Annotated in this window: 18 protein-coding genes and 1 pseudogene; 7 read left to right on the plus strand and 12 right to left on the minus strand. The window is 65.1% G+C overall.

The window, feature by feature from the left end:
* Positions 1–219 precede the first annotated feature (219 nt).
* The 5 genes from ACVILI_RS25245 to ACVILI_RS25265 all read right to left on the minus strand — a co-directional run bounded on the left by ACVILI_RS25245 (position 220) and on the right by ACVILI_RS25265 (position 3,638).
* Positions 220–828 (minus strand): BA14K family protein, encoded by a 609-nt coding sequence (locus tag ACVILI_RS25245; RefSeq protein WP_038648092.1) that lies wholly within the window; start codon positions 826–828, stop codon positions 220–222.
* A gap of 121 nt (positions 829–949) precedes the next feature.
* Positions 950–1,471 (minus strand): DoxX family protein, encoded by a 522-nt coding sequence (locus tag ACVILI_RS25250; RefSeq protein WP_038648094.1) that lies wholly within the window; start codon positions 1,469–1,471, stop codon positions 950–952.
* Between the two features lie 327 nt (positions 1,472–1,798).
* Complete coding sequence (locus ACVILI_RS25255) at positions 1,799–2,278, minus strand: tetratricopeptide repeat protein (protein WP_020628939.1); 480 nt, start codon at positions 2,276–2,278, stop codon at positions 1,799–1,801.
* Between the two features lie 31 nt (positions 2,279–2,309).
* Positions 2,310–3,281: an MBL fold metallo-hydrolase gene (locus ACVILI_RS25260; protein ID WP_038648097.1), complete on the minus strand. Its 972-nt coding sequence runs from the start codon at positions 3,279–3,281 to the stop codon at positions 2,310–2,312.
* Positions 3,282–3,407: 126 nt separating this feature from the next.
* Positions 3,408–3,638 carry a DUF680 domain-containing protein gene (locus ACVILI_RS25265; protein ID WP_019859444.1) on the minus strand — a complete coding sequence of 77 codons (231 nt, stop codon included), beginning with the start codon at positions 3,636–3,638 and terminating at the stop codon, positions 3,408–3,410.
* Positions 3,639–4,061: 423 nt separating this feature from the next.
* Here ACVILI_RS25265 and ACVILI_RS25270 point away from each other — a divergent pair.
* The 3 genes and pseudogenes from ACVILI_RS25270 (at position 4,062) to ACVILI_RS25280 (ending at position 9,295) form a co-directional block, all read left to right on the plus strand.
* Positions 4,062–8,200, plus strand: a pseudogene (locus tag ACVILI_RS25270) (Pls/PosA family non-ribosomal peptide synthetase).
* Positions 8,197–8,652: a GNAT family N-acetyltransferase gene (locus tag ACVILI_RS25275; RefSeq protein ID WP_038648102.1), complete on the plus strand. Its 456-nt coding sequence runs from the start codon at positions 8,197–8,199 to the stop codon at positions 8,650–8,652. The pseudogene ACVILI_RS25270 and the gene ACVILI_RS25275 overlap by 4 nt, the downstream one beginning before the upstream one ends.
* A gap of 4 nt (positions 8,653–8,656) precedes the next feature.
* On the plus strand, positions 8,657–9,295 hold the full coding sequence (locus ACVILI_RS25280) for a 4'-phosphopantetheinyl transferase family protein (RefSeq protein WP_038648105.1): 639 nt from the start codon (positions 8,657–8,659) through the stop codon (positions 9,293–9,295).
* Positions 9,296–9,302: 7 nt separating this feature from the next.
* Here the strand turns inward: ACVILI_RS25280 and ACVILI_RS25285 are convergent, their stop codons facing one another.
* The 3 genes from ACVILI_RS25285 to ACVILI_RS25295 all read right to left on the minus strand — a co-directional run bounded on the left by ACVILI_RS25285 (position 9,303) and on the right by ACVILI_RS25295 (position 11,636).
* Positions 9,303–10,397: a KamA family radical SAM protein gene (locus ACVILI_RS25285; RefSeq protein ID WP_038648107.1), complete on the minus strand. Its 1,095-nt coding sequence runs from the start codon at positions 10,395–10,397 to the stop codon at positions 9,303–9,305.
* A gap of 163 nt (positions 10,398–10,560) precedes the next feature.
* Positions 10,561–11,457, minus strand: a complete 897-nt coding sequence (locus tag ACVILI_RS25290) for an NmrA family NAD(P)-binding protein (RefSeq protein WP_038648109.1) — start codon at positions 11,455–11,457, stop codon at positions 10,561–10,563.
* Positions 11,454–11,636: a DUF1127 domain-containing protein gene (locus tag ACVILI_RS25295; RefSeq protein ID WP_019859450.1), complete on the minus strand. Its 183-nt coding sequence runs from the start codon at positions 11,634–11,636 to the stop codon at positions 11,454–11,456. Before ACVILI_RS25295 ends, ACVILI_RS25290 begins: the two co-directional genes overlap by 4 nt.
* 216 nt (positions 11,637–11,852) lie before the next feature.
* Between ACVILI_RS25295 and gcvA the strand changes: the two genes are divergently transcribed.
* Positions 11,853–12,764, plus strand: a complete 912-nt coding sequence (gene gcvA / locus ACVILI_RS25300; RefSeq protein ID WP_038648111.1) for a transcriptional regulator GcvA — start codon at positions 11,853–11,855, stop codon at positions 12,762–12,764.
* A gap of 14 nt (positions 12,765–12,778) precedes the next feature.
* Here the strand turns inward: gcvA and ACVILI_RS25305 are convergent, their stop codons facing one another.
* Positions 12,779–13,819, minus strand: a complete 1,041-nt coding sequence (locus tag ACVILI_RS25305; protein ID WP_240564482.1) for an SDR family oxidoreductase — start codon at positions 13,817–13,819, stop codon at positions 12,779–12,781.
* A gap of 55 nt (positions 13,820–13,874) precedes the next feature.
* Here ACVILI_RS25305 and ACVILI_RS25310 point away from each other — a divergent pair, with 55 nt between their 5' ends.
* Positions 13,875–14,870, plus strand: a complete 996-nt coding sequence (locus ACVILI_RS25310; protein ID WP_038648115.1) for an AraC family transcriptional regulator — start codon at positions 13,875–13,877, stop codon at positions 14,868–14,870.
* Positions 14,871–15,069: 199 nt separating this feature from the next.
* On the opposite strand, the gene ACVILI_RS25315 is transcribed toward ACVILI_RS25310, so the two are convergent.
* Both ACVILI_RS25315 and ACVILI_RS25320 read right to left on the minus strand, forming a co-directional pair.
* Complete coding sequence (locus ACVILI_RS25315) at positions 15,070–15,282, minus strand: tautomerase family protein (RefSeq protein ID WP_038653019.1); 213 nt, start codon at positions 15,280–15,282, stop codon at positions 15,070–15,072.
* A 79-nt stretch (positions 15,283–15,361) separates the two neighbouring features.
* Positions 15,362–16,174 carry an SDR family oxidoreductase gene (locus ACVILI_RS25320; RefSeq protein WP_240564481.1) on the minus strand — a complete coding sequence of 271 codons (813 nt, stop codon included), beginning with the start codon at positions 16,172–16,174 and terminating at the stop codon, positions 15,362–15,364.
* Between the two features lie 103 nt (positions 16,175–16,277).
* Between ACVILI_RS25320 and ACVILI_RS25325 the strand changes: the two genes are divergently transcribed.
* Both ACVILI_RS25325 and ACVILI_RS25330 read left to right on the plus strand, forming a co-directional pair.
* Positions 16,278–17,171 carry a LysR family transcriptional regulator gene (locus tag ACVILI_RS25325; RefSeq protein ID WP_038648118.1) on the plus strand — a complete coding sequence of 298 codons (894 nt, stop codon included), beginning with the start codon at positions 16,278–16,280 and terminating at the stop codon, positions 17,169–17,171.
* A gap of 94 nt (positions 17,172–17,265) precedes the next feature.
* Positions 17,266–18,201 (plus strand): hypothetical protein, encoded by a 936-nt coding sequence (locus ACVILI_RS25330; protein ID WP_038648121.1) that lies wholly within the window; start codon positions 17,266–17,268, stop codon positions 18,199–18,201.
* A gap of 104 nt (positions 18,202–18,305) precedes the next feature.
* Here the strand turns inward: ACVILI_RS25330 and ACVILI_RS25335 are convergent, their stop codons facing one another.
* Positions 18,306–19,433, minus strand: coding sequence for a substrate-binding protein (locus ACVILI_RS25335; protein ID WP_038648124.1), 1,128 nt, complete (start codon positions 19,431–19,433; stop codon positions 18,306–18,308).
* Positions 19,434–19,477: the final 44 nt, after the last annotated feature.

Genomic DNA, 19,477 nt, shown 5'->3' on the forward strand with positions numbered 1-19,477 from the left:
GCGCACTCGGTTCATTGTTGCGCTGTTGGGGCGTCTTGTAGGGGTGTGGTGTTTGTGCGGGCGTGGGAAAGGGCGTGGTAAGAACCGCTCAAAGAGTGGAATTTTGCGTGGAATGCGGCCGCAAAGCGCTGCGCGCCCTAAATCGGGAGCCTCCCGCCCACGCCTAAACCATGAAGCGAAGTTCTGCCCGCACCTTCCATGGCAAGCGGCGCGCGTCGCCTATTCGCACTGGCGCCTCGGACCACCGGAATAGGGCTGGTAGCTGTTGTCCTCGGGACGATACGAGCGGTAGCGGTTGGAGCAGGATTGGACGTGGTCGTCCGAAAGGTCCGCTGTCGCGACCAGCGGCGCCGCGCCGCCCTCGTCATAGCTTACTTCGTCGGGAGCGGCCTGGCCGGCGTCGGCACTGGTGTCGAGATAGGGCGAGACGCAGGGGCGCTGCTGTCCGCTGTAGGACATGTAGCTGTTGTCGTCGGGGTTGTAGGAGCGGTAGCGGTCCGCGCACCAGCTGACATGGGCAGCCGGCAGCCTGGCCTGCTGCTCGTCTGCCCCGGGCGCCACCGCGGCTGTCTTGGTCGGGTCGACCGACTGCACCCTGGCGGCGGCGTCGGGTGCGGGAGGCTGCGCGGCGGCCACGCGCTCCAGGCCCGGCGCGGCCTTGTCCACGGGCTGTGCGTCCTTGGTCCACAGTTGCGAGACACTGTCGGTGGGCCTGGCCTGATGCACGGGCTTGGCCAGAATCAGCCAGGCGGCGAAAGCCAGCCCGCTGGCGAAGACCGCAAGGGTGAGGACGAAGCCTGCGACCAGTGCCAGAACCGCTTTCATCACACACTCCTTGCGTCCCCGCTAATAGAATGCGGAGCACCGGGACTGGTTCCAGCGGGCGAGCGTGTTGCAGGGGTCGGCACTGGAGCGGCTGGCGAGGCACAAGGCGGCAGCCCTTGCTGCCTCAAACCGGCAGCCGCACGTCCATGGAGAACTCGCTCTCCACGGCCAGCAATGCCTTGACCATTTCCCTGTCGCGCTGGCGCTTTTGCAGGTGGCGGGCCAGCAGCCAGTCCAGCGAGATCCGGCCGGCGCCGACGGCGGCCAGCACGAACATGCCGCCTGATATGGCCAGGTCCTTTTCGAAATGCAGCAGCTCGTTCTGGCTGGCGAAGTTGACGTGGAACAGCAAGGCCGTGGACAGGCAGAACAGGCCGAGCCCGATGCCGCCCAGCCGCGTCAGCAGCCCTGAAGCCACCGATAGCCCTGCCCCCAGTTGCAGCCCGATGGTGGCGACGAACAACGGCAGCCCGACGCCTTGCGCGGCCATCGCCTTGGCGGCGCCGTCGAAATGGGTGGCCAGCGTCACGCCCTCATGCAGGAAGATGAAGGACATGAGCAGGCGGCCGGCAAGCAGGGTCACGTCCCTGATGTGGTATTTCGTGGCGAGGCCGGTGAGCTTCGCGGCGATTTCGTTCGGTGTCATGGTCAGCCTCCAATCTTTGAGCACAGGCAAGCGCCGCGCGCCGTGCGACGCGCGAAAACGGCGCCTGCCGGATGTGATGTTCGAAAAGGCCGGAGCCGGCTCGAGGGAGAGGCGCCGGCTCCGGCAATGGGCGCCAGCCACGAGCGCCCAAACTGTGGTGGGGGACTGGATCGGTCAGTGCCAGTCCCCAACTCGGGCCGCTTGGCGGCCACCTCTCCCCCGTCCGCGACTGATCAGCTCGAGGCTTGATTGCCACGTGGTTCCCCCAACGCATGGCCAAGCTCATGCCGTAGCCACGTCCGTGGGGGAGTTGGAACGGGTCACCGCTTACTGCGTCACCTTTGTGTCGATGGCCTTTTGCAGGTCGGAAAGCTCCTCGCAGCCGGCGGGGCAGAGTTTCTGCAGCGAGGCCAGCTGCTCCTTGGCCTTGTTCATGTCGCCGGTCTCGACATAGAGCTCGCCCAGATATTCGCGGGCGGCCTTGTGGTCGGGCTTCAGCTCCAGCGCCTTGTTGTAATAGGTCAGCGCGGTGGTGACGTCGCCGGTCTTGCGCAGCGTGAAGCCGAGCAGATTGTAGACGTCGGCCTGCTGGTTGTCCTGTGCGAGGTCGCGCAGATCGGCCAGTGCGCCCTTGTAATCCTTGGCGGCGATCTTGGCCTGGACGGCGGTGAGATCGGGTGCGTCGGCGCCCTCGATATCATCCACCGCATAGGCGGGCATGATCGTTGCGACGGGAACGACGGTCAGCACGGCGATGGCGCCGAGCAGACCGAACAGGGCGTTTCTGCCCAAAAGAAGCTGTTTCATTGTCTTTCTCGCTTTGGTCTGGGTTACCCGTTCAAATCTGAACGGGCGTGAAGCCATAGGCACTGCCGTCCTTGACGAAGACGCCGGTGCCGGGGAACGGGAAGTGCGAACCGGAAATGCGGATATTGTCCGCGATCACCCGGTCGATGATCTTGTGGCGCGTGGTGATCGCGGTCGGCCCATCCTGGTCGTAGCTGCCCTGCCATTCCGGATGCGGCGCCAGAAGGGCCGGCACATACATGGTGTCGGCCGAGATCATCAGCTGCTCCTTGCCTGAATTGGCGAGGTACACCGAATGTCCCGGCGTGTGGCCGGGGGCGGCGATGATCTGGATGCCGGGCGCCACTTCCGCGCCGTCCTCGACCAGCTTCCAGTTCTTCCATTTCGGGAAGTTCTCGGCGATGCGCTTGCCCGCCGGCTTGCGGCCTTCGGGCAGCTTGGCCAGCCGGCTCGGATCGGTCCACCAATTGTATTCCGTGGCGTTGACGATCAGCTCGGAATTGGGGAACACCGGCGTGTTGGTGCCCTTCTCCATCAAGCCCCAGACATGGTCGGGGTGGAAATGCGAGATCATGATGGTGTCGATCGCCTTGTAGTCGATGCCGGCGGCGGCCATGTTGGCCGGCAGATGCGTGGCGTTGGCCTGCCACTGGCCGACGCCGGAGCCCGCATCCATCATGATCAGCTTGCCGCCCATCTTGAGCACGACGACGGTGAGCGGGATGGGCATGAAGTCGGTGGTCAGCCCTGCCTTGGCAAGCGCCGCCTTGGTGTCGTCGACGGAAACATTCTTGATGAAGGCAGGGTCATGCGGCTTCTTCCAGATGCCGTCATAGATGGCGGTGACCTCGATGTCGCCGACCGTGTATTTGTAGAAGCCGACGGTCGGCTCCACGGGCGTCTCGGCGAAAGCGGGGCGGGTGAATTCAAGCTTGCCGGCAAGGCCGAAAGCGGCCGCGGCGGCGGCGGATTGAAGCACTGTGCGGCGTGTCATGCTGAACATTGTGGTCTCCTGTGGGTTGCGGTGGCGGCAAAAGATCGCGGTAGGAGCGACGGAGGGCCACGCCACATGGCCCCCCGTCCTGATCGCGGATCGGGTCGGGACCTCGAGGCTGTCCCGCCCCTGAACTCAGCGGCCCCAGATGCCCTGGCCGGGTTCGTCCGCATCAGTTTTGGTCGCCGGCCGGCTCGGTCCGGTCGTCTTGGCATCGACATAGGCCGTGTAAGGGATCGAGGCGGTGGCATTGGTGTCAACGGAAGCGACAGGCTGGTTGGAGTTGTTGGCACCATGGTCGCTGCCGGCAAAGGCAGCACTCGAGGCAAGCAACATCGCAGCCACGCTGAGAGCGAGCTTGGTCATTTCAGGTAAATCCTTGTTTCGTTTCTTCGCGTCGCGGGCCGGATTGGCCCCGCTGAAGGGAAGACCCGGCAAGGCGGTGCTTTATTCCCGAGGGCAGTGAGATTTTTTGGAAGGGGCGGATTTGAGGGATCGCGGCCTGGCAGAGCCTGGGTGAAAGGCGGCGGCATCACCTCCGGAAAAGACCATCAGGGGCAAGGCAGGAGGAGCGCCCAGACACAATTCAGAAACAAGTTTCAACAATTCGGAAAAACTGGCGAAAAGATCGCATGGCATAACCATCCCGCGGGGGACTGCGCGGATTTCCTTTTCGGAAGCTTCGGTCCGCCATCGACAAGGGTCAAATTGCAGCAGCGGCACAGCCGAAAATGCCTGCTCGAACAGCGGCATGAACAGCCGGGCGATACGCGGCCAGGACGAGAAAGTATGGAAATGGATTACGGTATCGACATTGCTGCCCTGGACAGGGACACGGCAAGACCAGGCGCGCAGCCCGAAACTGGGCTGGCCCAGAATGGGCTGGCAGGCGTCGATACCCTTGTGAGGGGCGCTCAGCGGACCCTGGCCGCGCATGGCCAGATTCTGACCGGCGCCGATTTCGCGCGGGCAGGCCAACCCGGCGAGCGGCTCGACACGGTGTTCGAAGAGCTCGCCGCAACGTTCGCCACCTTGCCGGCAGTGATCTCCGACGGACGTGCCTGGACCTATCAGGAGTTGGACAGCCGCGCCAACCAGTTCGCCCGTGTGCTGATCAAGCGCGGCGTGCGGCCGGGCCACCGGGTCGGGCTCATTCTCGACCGCTCGGCGGAGACCTATGTCGCCTTGCTCGCCGTGGTGAAGGCAGGCGCTGCCTTCGTGCCGCTGGCCACCGCCTTTCCACAGGAGCGCATGGCGCTCATCATCGAAGACGCCAGCGTCAGCCTGATCGTCACCATCGCCACCTATGCGTCGCGGGCCGACCAACTGCCGGTTCCCCACGTGCTGATCGACGGCGCCGCCGCCGAGATCGCCAAACAGTCCAGCGCGCCGCTGAAGCCGCAAGAGGCGCCGGCGGAAGACATCTGCTACATCCTGTACACGTCGGGCACGACCGGCAGGCCGAAGGGCGTGGCCATCCGGCACCAGAGCTTTGTCAACTTCATCCGCGTCGCCGCCGCATCCTACGGCTACAGGCCGGGCGATCGCGTCTACCAGGGCATGACGATTGCCTTCGACTTTTCCTCCGAGGAGATCTGGGTGCCGTTCGTCGCCGGCGCGACCGTGGTACCAGCGCCCGGCCAGATGCCGCTCGTCGGCGAGGAACTGGCGGATTTCCTGCGCCATCATGAAATCACCTGCATGGCCTGCAGCCCGACGCTGCTGTCGTCGATGACATCTGATGTGCCCAGCCTGCGCACGCTCCTGGTCGGCGGCGAGGCCTGCCCGCACAATCTGGTTGTGCGCTGGTCGAAGCCTGGGCGGCAGATCCTCAACACCTATGGCCCGACCGAGGCGACCGTCACGGCAACGATGGGTGCGCTGACGCCGGACAAGCCCGTCACCATCGGCGCACCGCTGCCCACCTACTCCATCGTCATCCTCGACCCGTCGCTGCCGGAACTGGCCGAGCCCGGTGAACTGGGCGAGATCGGCATTGCCGGCATCGGGCTCGCGGTCGGCTACCTCAACAGGCAAGACCTGACGGAACAGAAGTTCATCGCCGATTTCATCGGCCTGCCGAACAACCCCTCGCAGCGCATCTACCGCACGGGCGACCTTGGCCGGATCAACGGCGATGGCGAGATCGAATATGCCGGGCGCATCGACACCCAGGTGAAGATCCGCGGCTATCGCATCGAGCTCGGCGAGATCGAGGCGGTACTGCTGGACCAGCCCGAGATCGCGCAGGCTGCCGTCACCACCTGGGAGATCGAGCCCGGCCGCGTCGAACTCGTCGCCTATTACGCGCCCAAGGCCGGCCAGCCGGCGCTCTCGCGCGCCGATCTCGCCCAGACGATGAAGCGGCGCCTGCCGGACTACATGGTGCCTTCCTATCTCGAGGAGCTGCCGGCGATCCCGATGACGGTCTCCAACAAGGTGGACCTTCGCCAGCTGCCGAAGCCGACCAGCGTGCGGCTTTCCGCTGACCGCGAGATGGTTGCGCCCGGCAATGACGACGAACGCTTCCTGGCCGAGGCGCTGGCCGCGGTGCTGAAATTCGACGAGGTCTCGGTCGAGGACAATTTCTTCGACGATCTCGGCGCCAACTCGGTGCTGATGGCGCATTTCTGCGCCCGTGTGCGCACCCCCGCAAGGAATGGGCGACGACGTCCATGCGCGACATTTATCTCCATCCGACGGTGGCGCGCCTGGCCAAGCACCTGAGCGTCTCGGAAGAGGTGACGACCGCCACCAACGAGCCTGTTCTCACCCGCCAGGCATCGAATTTTGCCTACTGGACCTGCGGAATGGCGCAGTTGCTGTTTTACGGGGTCTACAGCTATGCGGGCCTGTGGGCGCTCAACATCGGCCTCAACTGGATGTATGACACGCTCGACGATCCGCTGCAGCTCTATATCAGGTGCGTCGCGCTCTCGGCCGGCGTGTTCTTCGGCATGACGGGCTTTGCCGTCCTGGCGAAATGGGTACTCGTCGGCCGCTGGAAGGCGGAAGCCTTCCCAATCTGGGGCCTGCGCTACTACCGCTTCTGGGTGGTCAAGACCTTGATCCGCACCGCCCCAGTCGTGCTGTTCCGCGGCAGCCCGCTCTACAGCTTCTATCTGCAGATGCTGGGAACCAGGATCGGCAAGAACGCGGTCATCGAATCCAAATCCGTGCCGGTCTGTACGGACCTGATTTCCATCGGCGCCAACACCATCCTGCGTAAGGAATCGCTGATCCTCGGCTTTCGGGCGCAGTCCGGCTACATCCACATGGGACCGCTGACCATCGGCCGCGATGCCTTCGTCGGCGTGGGTTCGACGCTCGACATCGACACCTCGATCGGCGACGGCGCCCAGCTCGGCCATTCGTCCTCGCTGCAGCGCGGGCAAAGCATCCCGGATGGCGAACACTGGCATGGCTCGCCGGCCGTGCCGACCACGGCGGACTATTGCAAGGTGCGCAACGAGAACCCTTCCGACATCCGGCGCTTCCTCTTCGAAGCGGTCCAGTTGATCGGGCTGTTTGCCATTGTCATCCCGCTGCCGCTGCTGTTCCACAGCTATTGGGAAAATGTCGGCGACGACTATCAGGAGACGATCGGCGTGGTCGCCGTCGGCACCACGGTCACGCTTTTCGGCTATATCGCCGCGGCTTTTCTCGCCGCGACGGTGCTGCCGCGCCTGCTCAGCGTGATCCTAAAACCCGGCCGCACCTACACGCTTTACGGCTTCCGCTACTGGCTGCAGACCGCCACCGAGTTCACCAGCAATTCCCGCGTGCTGGGACTGCTGTTCGGCGACAGTTCGGCGATCGTCTATTACATGCGCGCCATCGGCTGGAACCTCAACAAGGTGGTGCAGACCGGCTCCAATTTCGGCTCCAACCAGCAGCACGAAAACCCGCTTCTGTGCGAGATCGGCACCGAGACCATGGTGTCGGACGGCCTGTTCATGATCAACATGCACAAATCCGCCTCGGCGTTCCGGCTCGAGCGGACGCGCATCGGCGAACGCAACTATCTCGGCAACAACATCTATTACCCGCCGGATGGACGCACGGGCGACAACGTCCTGCTTGGCACCAAGGTGATGATCCCCATCGATGGGCCGGTGCGCGAGAATGTCGGGCTCCTGGGCTCGCCTGCCTTTGAAATCCCGCGCATGGTCAATCGCGACAAGGAACTCATCGCCGGCGTCGACGAGGCGGACCGACGCCAGCGCATTCCGCACAAGAACCTGCACAATGCGGTGACGATCCTTCTGTTCATGGCCACGCAATGGGTCATGCTGTTCGCCACGCTGGCGATCTGGGACCGGGCGCTGAACTACTACACGGAATGGGCGGAGGTCGCTCTCTTCGTCGCCGTTCTCCTGACCTCGGCGATCACCATTCCGTTCTACATCTTTGTCGAGCGGGCAAGCCTTGGCTTCGGCCGGTTGAAGCCGCAGATGACGACGATCTACGACGTCGCCTTCTGGCGCCACGAACGCCACTGGAAGCTTGCCGATTCTCCGATCGTGCGCCTGTTCGCCGGCACGCCCTTCCGGCCGGTGATCCTGCGCATGCTGGGCGTCAAGGTCGGCAGCCGCGTCTATGATGGCGGAGCCAACCTCACCGAACGTTCCCTGGTCGAGATCGGCGATGACGCCACACTCAACGAAGGCTGTGTCATCCAGGCTCACTCGCTGGAGGAAGGCGCGTTCAAGTCCGACTACATCCGCATCGGCAAGGGCTGCACGCTCGGACCGTCCGCCTTTGTCCATTACGGCGTCGTGATGGGCGAAGGATCGGTGGCCGACACCGATTCCTTCGTGATGAAGGGCGAGGAGCTTGAGCCCTACTCGATCTGGCGCGGCAACCCGGCCAAGCTGCATCGCTTCGTGATCCCGGTCACGAACGACGGCGCCAAGGCGTCGGCTTGAAGGTCGGAGACATCCGCCTCGCCCCGGTGACCAAGGCCAATCGGGCCTTGGTCGCGTCGCTGGAACTGGCGCCGGAGCAGATGGATCTTGTCGCTGGCAACGCGGCGTCGCTGGAAGAGGCCGAAACCGACGAGGACGCGCGACCCCGCGCAATCATGGCCGGGGATCGCATCGTCGGTTTCCTGATGTACGACGCGCCGGAAGATGACGACGAGGCGCGCATCTACCGCTTCATGATCGACCGCGCCAGCCAGGGCAGAGGCTACGGCAAGGCCGCGTTGCGCGCGGCGCTGCACGAGATCGGCGGGCTCGGTCACGTCAGGCACGTCTCGATCTGTTACGAGCCCGAGAATGAAGCGGCGCGCCAGCTCTATCGCACCGCCGGTTTCGTGGAAGAAGGGCTCGACGAGGATGGAGAAATGATCGCCGATCTCGTCCTGCCGAGGGGATGACCCTTTGACGCGGCCACCCTCCCCTGAAGCCGCGTTGGCCGAGGCGATGGCGGCAATCGCGCCCCGAAATGTCCGGACCGGATGCCGGCTGATAGGCGACGCGGATGAGGCCCACTTGCTGCCCGAGGAAGCGCGTTCCATCCCCGCGCGGCAGCCGGCCATGCGGCGCGCCAGCGGTGCCGCCCGCTGGATCGCGCACCGGCTGCTGGCCGATATCGGCATCACGGATGTCGCCATCATGCGCGCGCCATCCGGTGCCCCGGTCTGGCCGGACGGAATAATTGGCTCGCTCGCCCACGACGACGACATGGCCGTGGCGGCGGTCGCGCCTGTCGGCGGTATCGTCTCGCTCGGCATTGACGTCGAGCCCGCCGAACCCTTGCCGGGCGACATTTTCGCGATCGTTGCAACCGGCGCGGATCGCACAGGCGCGGCGGACCCGCGCCTTGCCGGCCGCATCCTGTTTTGCGCTAAGGAAGCCGTCTACAAGGCGGCCTTTCCGCTCGATCGCGATGTGCTGGGCTACGAGGATATCGCCGTGGACCTCGATGCCGGCCGCGCGACGACGAAGACCGGCCGTATGGTCAGCCTCGCCTACTGCGTCGTCCCGCGCGTGGTCGTTTTGGCGTTTGTCGGGGAATAGCGCCGCCCTATTCGCCCACGATCTCCCGATAGGTCCTCATCGCGCCGTCCTGGCCGCGTATCCGCCAGTTCTCCCCGTCGCGGCCCTCGATAGGACATGGCCCGAGCGGCACCTTGCCGCCGCCTTCCGGCAGGTCCAGCACATAGACGGGATTGCAGATGCCCGACAGGCGCGCCCGCAGCGCTTCCACCAGCGCCTGGCCCTGCGCGATCGTGGTGCGTCGGTGCGCCATGCCGCGCGCCAGGTCACCATGGTGCAGGTAATAGGGTTTTACCCCCAGCCGGTACATCAGTTCGCGGCAGAGCTCCTCCAGCGCCTCGACCGTATCGTTGACGCCCTTGAGCAGAACGCTCTGGTTGAGCAGCACGAAGCCGGCCTGCCGCATCGTGCGGCATGCCATTTCGGTCGCGGGCGTGATCTCGCGCGCGTGGTTGAAATGCGTGACGACGGTGATCATCAGCCGGCCCTGCAGCGCAGCGACCAGCCCTGATGTGATGCGCGATGGCAGCGCCACCGGCACGCGCGTGTGGATGCGCAGCAGCCGCACATGCGGGATCGCCTCGATGCGCGCGAAGATTTCGGCCAGGGCCTTGTCGGGCAGCGACAGCGGATCGCCGCCGGTCAGGATCACTTCGCGGATTTCGGAACGATCCGCGATATAGGCCAGCGCCGGCTCCAGCGCCTCGCGCGTATAGCCGCGGCCGATCGAGGTCAGCGATTCCTTGCGGAAGCAGAACCGGCAATAGACCGCGCATTGATAGGTCGGGAACAGCAGCACCCGGTCGGCATGGCGGTGCGTCAGTCGCGGCACCGGGCTGAACTCATGGTCGGCGATCGGATCGCCAAGCTCGCCCTCCGTCTCCTCCAGTTCGCCCAGTGACGGGATGACTTGCGCGCGGATCGGATCGGCCGGGTCGTTCCAGTCGATCAGGTCGAGATAGGCTTTCGGCGCACGCACCTTGTGGCGGCTGGCGGCCTCCTGCGCGGCGGCGCGCTCGGCCGGCGACAGCGGCAGGGCGGCAAGGTCGCGCACGTGGCGCACGCCCTGGCGGACATCGTCCTGCCAGTCGGGGGGGCGGGTTACATCTTTGAGGTCGGTCATAGCAGGTCTCGGAGTGGTCGCGCGGACCTATCGGCCGGATGGACGGTTCGGTCAACCACTGTCGCAACGCCAACCATGCCCGTCACACTCTACGGCGCCCCCTCTGTCCGGCAGGACAGAGGGGGCGCGACAGAACGCCGGCCCTTGCCGCTCAGCGCCCCCTTCACCCAGTCCTTCCACCCCTCTCGGCCATCGCTACAAATGCACTCTCAATGCTCTCAAACCTCAGCTCCGGATAAAGCACACCCGCCTCCACAGTATCCGTCTCCAGCGCGGTCTCGCCGCGGATCCAGAACGCCCGCAACAGACCAAGGCCGGGCACAGCGGCGATCAACGCCTCCAACTCCTCAGCGCTCATATTCACGACGCGCGGCGAGCGGCCGCTGACGCGGCGCCAGAGGTCGATCATCTGGCCCTGCGTGATCCTGTTCCGCGCGATGCGGATTTCCGTGCGGACTGCGGCGGGATCCTCCAGCGCCCGCATGGTGACGGCGGCGATATCCTTCTCGCTGACGAAGGTCGCCGGAACGGTGCCGTCGCCATAGAGCGTCACCTCATCCGGCGGCAGCACGGCCGAACCGAAGCGCGTCAAATCGCCCAGCGTCGCCACCCAGGTCGAGAAGAAGCCGTTGGTATAGATGATCGTATAGGGCAGATCAGCTTCCCTGACCGCGTCGAACACGGCCCTCTTGATGTCGAGCGGTGCGATCGTGCCGGGGGCGGCGGCGGCAAAGTCGAGGCCGAATCCGGCGGAGGGCACGAAGCGGGAGACCCCGACATCTTTCACTGCGCGCACCAGCGTCATCTCGCTGGCCGAACCCACATGCACCGAGCTGATGACGCGGTCGACCTTGCCGACGGCGCGCACGAGGCTGTCATAATCGTCGAGATCGCCGACATGCACCGTGGCGCCCAACGCCTTGAGCGGCCGCATGCGCTCTTCATTGGCTAACGTTGCTGGCCGAACCAGGACATGGAGGCTGTCGCCATTGCGCGCGCTGGCCTTGGCCATTTCGCTGCCCAGGAGCCCCGTCGCGCCGATGATCAGGGTGCTGGTCATATCCCCCTCCCATTGCGCAGGATGGAACCGTCCCAGTCGCGCTCCAGGCCAATGTCGCGCAAGCGGCGGTCGGAAAACCGGGAAATCCGGCGTCGCACGCGGCGGCGCTCGAAGGCTGCCGTGCTGCGCATGGCGAGGCCGCTCATCGCGGCGCCAATGGATCCAAGGGTCAAGGTCATTGTCTGTCTCCTACGTTCGTCAGGGCGCAAGCGTGCTCGTGCCGCCCATCGGGCGAGCATGACGATCGCTCACACATTTCGTTGGTCTTTCAACGCATCGGAGAACCGGAGAGGTCGATATCGATGCGCGGTACGCAGCGATATTGTGCATTTTCGGGCTGGACGACAAACGACTCTTTGTGCAGGATTTGTGAGCAACACTCACAGGTCGAGGCCATGCCGCGCAGATTGCCGCCCCTCACCGCCCTGCCCGCTTTCGACGCCGCGGCAAGGCATCTGAGCTTCTCCAGGGCGGCGGAAGAGCTCAACCTCACCCATGGCGCGGTCAGCCGCGCCATCCGCAACATCGAGGACAGGCTCGGCATCCAGCTTTTCGATCGGGGAACGCGATCCGTGCGCCTGACCGCCGTCGGTACGGCCTATGCGGTCGAGGTCGGCAAGGCGCTCGACCAGATCGCCGCCGCCACCATCGCCGCCACGCCCGACCGCTCGACGCGCATCCTGAACGTCTCGACGTCGGACGGCTTCGCCGGCCGCTGGCTGGTGCCGAGGCTGCATCGCTTCCACCGCGCCAATGCCGATATCGACGTGCGGCTGGCGACCTCGGGCGTGCTGGCCGATTTCGTCAGCGACGGCATCGACGTCGCCATCCGCTACGGCAAGGGCGGCTACACCGGCGTGACGGCGGAATTTCTCGCTGACGAAGAGGTCTTCCCGGTCTGCAGCCCGGAATTGCTGCAAGGCGAACATCCGCTGCGCCGGCCCGAGGACCTCAGGCACCACAAATTGATCCATGACGCCTTTCGCATCGACTGGGCGACATGGCTGCAGCAGGCCGGAGTCGATGGCATCGACCCCAAGCGCGGCGTGCGCTTCGATTCCGCCACCTTCGCCGTCGAGGCTGCCGTGCATGGCGAAGGCGTGCTGCTCGGCCGCAGCGCGCTGGTCTCGGCCGACCTCGCGGCAGGGCGGCTGGTACGGCCCTTCGACCTCGCGCTGAAATCGGCGGCCAGCTACTACCTTGTCTATCCCGACGGCGCGCTGCGGCAGAAGAAGATCAAGGCGTTCCGCGACTGGCTTTTTGCCGAGGTGGCGGCTGACTGGGTCGGCATGTCTCGGAGGGATTGAGGCGAAAGACCCGCCTACGCTTTTGACCCACCCACCAACCCCAGCCGCAACAAACTCTCGGCCGTGGCGACGATCGCCTCCTCGGCCGGACGCGGCGTCCAGCCAAGCAGGCGCGTCGCCTTTTCGCTGGTGGCGTCCATCATCACCCCGAGATGCCTGGCCAGCATCTTCGTCGTGGGATCGCCACGCAGCGCCAGCAGGCGGATCATCCAATTGGGAATCTCCCTGGTCGGCACCTTGGCTGCTGCCGCGCCTATCCTGCGCCGCAGCACTTTCGCAACATCCGCCATCCACAGGCTGTGGCCCGAAATACCGATGAAGCGCTCGCCCTTGGCCGCAGGACTGGTCATCGCCAGCAGATGCAGATCGGCCAGGTCGCGCACGTCGACATAGCCTGAGTTGACCCGGGGACAACCGGGCATGCCGTCCATCAGCCGCTTGATCAGCCCGATCGAATGCGAGAAATCGGCGGCGAGCACCGGGCCGAGCACAGCGACCGGATTGACGACGGAGAGTTCGAGGCCGCCGCCCTCGCGAGCGATGAAATCCCAGGCGGCGCGCTCCGACAGCGTCTTCGATCTCTGGTAGGGCGCGACGGCGCCGCTGAGGTCGGACCAGTCGGTCTCGTTGAACGGCCGTGTCTGCGGCGCATGGCCCATGGCGACAGCACCGATGGCCGAGGTCAGCACCACGCGTTTTATGCCGGCATCGCGCGCGGCCTTGAGCACCCGCAGCACGCCGTCGACGGCGGGCCTCACCCAATCCTCCTCGCGCGTCTGGCTGCCGGAGGGCGTCGGCGATGCGCCATGCATGACATAGGCGCAGCCGGCGACGGCCTCCGCCCAGCCAGCGTCCCCGGTCAGGTCGGCGGCGACGAAGGACAGCCGATCGCCGGGCTCGGCGCCGCCTTCCCTGAGCATCGCGCGCACCTCGGCTTCGCGCTCGAGCGAACGCACCGTCGTGCGCACGCGATAACCGGCGTCGAGCAGCTTCAGCATGCAGTGCGATGCAATGAAGCCAGAGCCCCCGGTCACCAGCACCAGTTCGTCGTTCATGTCAGTCTCCTGATGTTCATTGGCCATCAGCTAGGCGCACCGGATCGGATTGTGAATGCTTGAAAATCCGCATAAATTGCGCGAAAGTACGAAAATGACCGGTGACCCCTTCTCCGACATCCTCAAATTCACTAGCGCGCAAACCATGGTGACAGGCGGCTTCACCGCCGGCGGAGCATGGGCGCTGCGCTTTCCGGCGCCCGAAAAAATCAAATTCTTCGCCGTGGTGAAGGGCAGTTGCTGGATCCGCCTCGAGGGCGAGGACGAGCCGGTGCATGCACAAACAGGAGACGTGCTGCTTTTGGCATCGCGGCGCTCCTTCATCCTCGCCAGCGACCTGTCCGTGCCGCCGCTCGACGCGATGGCGGTGTTCTCCGGTTGCAAGATCGCCCAACTCGGCGACGGCAAGGATTTTACGCATATTGGCGGCCATGTGCTGCTCGACCAGGCGAGCGGGCGGCTGCTGGCCGACGTCTTGCCGCCGTGGATCCACATCCACGCCTCGTCGCCGCAAGCGACAATCCTGCGCTGGATCCTTGACCAGCTGGTGCGCGAGCAGGCGGATGGCCAGCCGGGCGCCAGCCTTGCCTCGGCGCAGCTGGCGCAACTTCTGTTCATCCAGGTGCTGCGGGCGCATCTGCAGACGTCGAGCCTGATGCCCGCCGGCTGGCTGCGCGCACTCGCCGATCCGCGCCTGGCGCCAGCGCTGCGGCTGATGCATGGCGACCCCGGTCGCGACTGGCATCTGGAGGAACTCGCCAGGGCCGCCGCCATGTCGCGCACCAGTTTTGCCTTCCATTTCAGGCAGACCGCCGGTGTCGCGCCGCTGACCTACCTGACGCAATGGCGCATGCATTTGGCCGAGCGCGCCCTGCGCGAGGAAGATACCCCGGTGGCGGTGCTTGCCCGCTCCCTTGGCTACACCTCGGAAAGCGCCTTCAGCAATGCCTTCAAGCGCGCCACCGGCACCGCGCCCAAGCGGTATCGAACCGCGGGGAAAGCCGAACGGTCGGGTGACGCCGAAGCGCGGTCGCTGAGCCTGGTATCTTGAAAAATCAGGAGAGGCGGGGGCCCAAGACGGGTGGACAGCTCGGGACTGTCCACCTGTCTCGGGCCTGATGCATGCCGCCCGAAAGGGGGGCATCGATTTTCAGGGAACCGCCATGCATTGAAGGCCCCCGCGCACAGAGCGGACGTTGGTATCAGCGGCAACCAGTCGTCATATGAGGCCTGCCGACCAGGGCCGCCCCCTACGCCTTGGCGCGATAGGCTTCCGGTATGACGAACACCTCGTCGGCCCGGCCGTAGCCGCCATCGGCGACCTCCTCGACCAGCACCATCGTGGTGGGCCGCACGCCTTCGCCGAAAAAGTCGACGAACATGGCGGTGGTCCGGTGGATGAGGTCTTCCTTCTGCGCTCTGGAGAGAGCGGCCTGCGGGACCTTGATGTTGGCGAATGGCATCATCGTTTCCTTTTCTGGTGCGGATTGGGTTTCAGGCTTTGGGGTTGAGCGGGTCGCTGAAGACACCGGCGACTGCCCCTCAGATCGCGCCGCCATTGGCACGGATGATTTGTCCGTTGACCCAGCCACTGTCCAGCCCGGCCAGGAACGACACCACGCCGGCAATGTCGTCGGGCTGGCCGAGCCGACCGAGCGGGATCATCTTGGCCGTAGCCTCGATCTGCGCCGCGCTCTTGCCGTCCATGAACAGCGCGGTCTCGACCGGGCCGGGCGCCACGGCGTTGACGGTGATGCGCCGAGCGCCAAGCTCCTTGGCCAGGATATGCGTCATCGCTTCGACCGCCGCCTTGGTGGCGGCATAGACGCCGTAGCCCGGCTGGTAGAGGCCGACGACGCTGCTCGAGAAATTGACGATGCGGCCACCGTCGCGAAGGCGTTTCGCGCCCTCGCGCATGCCCCGGAACACGCCGCCGAGATTGACCGCGATTTGCGCGTCGAAGGACGCATCGTCGGTCCCGGCGATCGGCGACAACTTCATGATGCCGGCATTGTTGGCCAGCATATCGACGCCGCCGAACGCCTTCTCGCCGGCATCGAAAAGGGTGGCGATGCCCGTGGGATCGGCGATGTCGGCCTGCACGGCGATCGCCTTGCCGCCTTCGGCTTCGATCGCGCCGACGACCGCTTCGGCCTCGGCGCGGCCCCGTGCATAATTGACGACGACGGCGAAGCCGTCGCGGGCAAGCCGCCGCCCGATCGCCGCACCGATGCCCTTGGAAGCGCCGGTCACGATCGCGGTTCTGATTGGGTTGCCCGAACTTGTCTGCTGGCCCGTACTTGTCTGCTGGCCCGCACCTGTCTGCTGGCCCGCACTTGTCTGCTGGTTTGTCATGGACGCCTCTCCGTATTGCTGGTGACACGGATATAGACGCAGCCATCTGTCGGATAATCAGCCGTCTCTTGACATCACTATTCGGAAATTGCGAACAAAGAGCATGGATCGCCTGGACACGATGCGGCTCTTCGTTCGCGTGCTTGAGCGGCGCAGTTTCACCGCTGCCGCCGCCGATCTCGGCCTGCCGCGCTCAACCGCCACGGAAGCGATCCGCCGGCTCGAAGAACATCTCGGCGCACGTTTGCTGGAGCGGACGACGCGGCAGGTGAACGCCACGCAGGACGGCGGGGCCTATTACCGGCGCTGCCTGTCGATCTTGGCCGAGATCGAGGACGCGGAAGCCGCCTTCCGCAAGGCCGAACCCTTCGGCCTGCTGCGCATCGACGCCAGCACGCTGCTCACCCGCACCTTCCTGCTTCCGAGCCTGCCGGAATTCCTCGCCCGCTATTCCCGCATCGATCTGCAGATCGGCCAGAGCGACCGGCTGGTCGACCTCGTGCGCGAGGGCGTCGACTGCGTCATCCGCGTCGGCGAGCCGCCCGACAGCGGCATGATCATGCGGCGGCTGGGGATGATCCGCGAGATGACCTGCGCCAGTCCCGCCTATCTCTCTCGCCACGGCATACCCGCCTCCCCCGACGCGCTCGACGGCCATCAGGCGATTGGCTTCGTCTCGTCGCGCACCGGCGAGGTGCTGCCCTTCGAATTCACCGTCAACGGCAAGACCCGCGAGATCAGGCTGCCGGGCCGCGTCGCCGCCAACAATTCCGACACCGCCGCCGACCTGGCGCGGCTCGGCCTCGGCCTCATCCAGGCGCCGCGCTATCGCTTCGAGAAGGATCTTGCTCAGGGCATGCTGGTCGAAGTGCTGGCCGACTACCCGCCCTCGCCGACACCGCTGTCGGCGCTCTACCCGCAGAACCGCCAGCTCTCGCCGCGCCTGCGCGTCTTCCTCGACTGGGCCGCGCGCATCTTCGCCGAGGCGAACCTGTAGGAATCTCGCCGCCATCGACCCCATCGCGACGAAACCGTAGGTATTGAAGCAAAATGGCAGTATTCTGCGCAGTCTGGGGTCTTGGGGCAAAGGGATGGATTTCAGCACGGGCCATGGCTACCTCCTCATCGGCGGCCTCATCCTGGTCGGCGCCGGGCTGCTCATCCTGTCGCTGATCGTCAATCTTCGCGTCGCCCACAGCGTGCGCCACGACGTGCGCCATCGCGAAAAGCTGCTCGAATATTATCGCAACATCTTTTCGCAGCTGGGCGTGATCCTGATCGGCATCGGCGTGTCGCTGTTCATCTTCTTCTTCCAGCAGAACTATCAGGACCAGCGCCGACGCGAGACGGAACTGCAGCAGGTTCTCGCCAAACTCGCCGCGCGCATTGCCCGCGGCGCGCCGATCATGCAGTCGCTGGAGGAATTCGACGAGTTGCTGGATGAAGGCGGGCCCTATCTCAGCCCCCAACTCGGCGGCAAGAACACCGCCGTCAGTCTTCACGGGACAGAGCTCGGCAAACAGGCGGCCAGGATCCTGCTGGTCGAGCGCGACGTCGATCTCGCGGACTTCGAGGTGCTGAACCTGTCGCGCGATTTCGAATCCTCTTTTGTCGTCAACGAGCTCGATTCCAGGCTGTGGTTCGACATCGTGCGCGACGAGAGCGAGATCAAATACGCCACCACCCAGCTCGCCCTCGACTACAAGGACCTGCGGGACACGATCGGCGGCGATCCGGCGGAGGCAGCGGTCGCCGACCCGGAAAAGGAGCGCCGGGTCAAGCAGGAGGTGCTCGACATCTTCTACGATGCCGATCTGCTGCGCCAGCGCTCCAGGCAGCATCTGGCTCGCGCGTGCTGGCTGTTCAGCCAAGGGCGCGGCTTCGTCGGCGCGGCCCCGGTCAATGCGATCGAGGCCGATGCCAGGTCGCACCAGGAATGGCTCGACCGCTCAAGATCGGTCCTATCAAAGTCGAAGTCGGGCAGCGGCGACTGCTTCAAACTGCTCCGGTACGGCCAGGGGTCGTGAGGTGGGAGCGAGCGGGCAAGGCCCCCTGCTCTGCTGACAAAGCCAATCACCTTCAAACACCGGGTTAGCGCCGGAAGCAGACTGTCCGTTTCCGACGCCGCCAGTTACCCCGCGTTGCTTAGTTCGTCGCTAAGCGCGCGCTCGTTGGGATCGATCGAACCCAAATTCTTCACAACCCGGAATCGACCGCCCTGCGCCTGCGCGATGTACATGTTCATGCGAACATGATGCTGGCCGGGGACCATTTCGGCCGGACCACCCGGTCCCTGGCTGATGCGGGCGTGATCGAGAGCCCGGATGACCGCGTCCCGCTCGGCACTGCCCGCTTCCTTCACCGCCGCTTCCCACATCTTGATCGCCCGGTAGTGCCCGGTGCATCCGCTGCCCGCGGTCAGGGTAGCCCCACCAGGGAACCGCTCACCGTAGCGGCGCAACAGCGCGCGACCGAACGGTTCGTCGAGTTCCTGGTAGTAGTCGAGGCAGCTGTAGAGGCCTTCGATCTGATCGGACGGCACCAGATTGAAGAAGTTCTCGTCGAAGTAGGTGCAGACGATCTTGCCGCCGCGTTTGCCGAAACCGGCCTTGTGCAGTTCTTCGAGGAACGGCGTCAGGCCCGGCGGGACGATGGTGTTGAAGACCACGTCGGTGCCGCTCGCCATGATCTGCTGCACCGTCCGCCGGAAATCGACGGTGTCCAGCGGAAAATACTCCTCGCCGACGATCTCGCCGCCATTGGCGCGCACCGCCCGGCTCGCCGCCTTGTTCAGCAAATGGGGCCAGATGTAATCGGCCGACGGCAAATAGAACCGTTTCGCGCCGGTGCTGTTCATGAGCCATGGTATCAGCGGCTCGACCTGCTGGGCGGGCACAGGCCCGGTGCAGAAGATCAGGGGATCGTTTTCCTGTCCCTCATACTGCTCGGTGTAGATGTAGAGCGTCCTGCCCCGGGTGACCGCCTCGCTCTTGATGGCCAGGCGGGTCGAACTGTAGATGCCGCCGACGACCACGTCGACCTTGTCGACGTCGACGAGTTTCGCGGCCTTTGCCTTGGCAACGCTGTCTGTGGTCTCGCCATCCTCGATGACGAGTTCCACTGGCCGGCCGAGGAGGCCGCCTTTGGCGTTGATGTCGTCGACAAGCATGGTGGTGAGGTTCGCATTTGCAAGGCCCATGAAAGACAATGGGCCGGTGAGTTCGGCGATAAGACCGATCTTGATGGGTTTCGGATCCATTTGATTTCTCCAAATCTGGGGTTCGTCGGGCACGCGCCGCCGCC

The organism is Mesorhizobium sp. USDA 4775, from assembly GCF_054062655.1.

Coding starts and splice junctions, on each gene's coding strand:
- ACVILI_RS25250 (WP_038648094.1), bottom strand. CDS start 1,471: ATGACACCGAACGAAATCGCCGCGAAGCTCACCGGCCTCGCCACGAAA.
- ACVILI_RS25255 (WP_020628939.1), bottom strand. CDS start 2,278: ATGAAACAGCTTCTTTTGGGCAGAAACGCCCTGTTCGGTCTGCTCGGC.
- ACVILI_RS25260 (WP_038648097.1), bottom strand. CDS start 3,281: ATGTTCAGCATGACACGCCGCACAGTGCTTCAATCCGCCGCCGCCGCG.
- ACVILI_RS25265 (WP_019859444.1), bottom strand. CDS start 3,638: ATGACCAAGCTCGCTCTCAGCGTGGCTGCGATGTTGCTTGCCTCGAGT.
- ACVILI_RS25285 (WP_038648107.1), bottom strand. CDS start 10,397: ATGACCGACCTCAAAGATGTAACCCGCCCCCCCGACTGGCAGGACGAT.
- ACVILI_RS25290 (WP_038648109.1), bottom strand. CDS start 11,457: ATGACCAGCACCCTGATCATCGGCGCGACGGGGCTCCTGGGCAGCGAA.
- ACVILI_RS25295 (WP_019859450.1), bottom strand. CDS start 11,636: ATGACCTTGACCCTTGGATCCATTGGCGCCGCGATGAGCGGCCTCGCC.
- gcvA (WP_038648111.1), top strand. CDS start 11,853: ATGCCGCGCAGATTGCCGCCCCTCACCGCCCTGCCCGCTTTCGACGCC.
- ACVILI_RS25305 (WP_240564482.1), bottom strand. CDS start 13,819: ATGAACGACGAACTGGTGCTGGTGACCGGGGGCTCTGGCTTCATTGCA.
- ACVILI_RS25310 (WP_038648115.1), top strand. CDS start 13,875: ATGCTTGAAAATCCGCATAAATTGCGCGAAAGTACGAAAATGACCGGT.
- ACVILI_RS25315 (WP_038653019.1), bottom strand. CDS start 15,282: ATGCCATTCGCCAACATCAAGGTCCCGCAGGCCGCTCTCTCCAGAGCG.
- ACVILI_RS25320 (WP_240564481.1), bottom strand. CDS start 16,174: ATGACAAACCAGCAGACAAGTGCGGGCCAGCAGACAGGTGCGGGCCAG.
- ACVILI_RS25325 (WP_038648118.1), top strand. CDS start 16,278: ATGGATCGCCTGGACACGATGCGGCTCTTCGTTCGCGTGCTTGAGCGG.
- ACVILI_RS25330 (WP_038648121.1), top strand. CDS start 17,266: ATGGATTTCAGCACGGGCCATGGCTACCTCCTCATCGGCGGCCTCATC.
- ACVILI_RS25335 (WP_038648124.1), bottom strand. CDS start 19,433: ATGGATCCGAAACCCATCAAGATCGGTCTTATCGCCGAACTCACCGGC.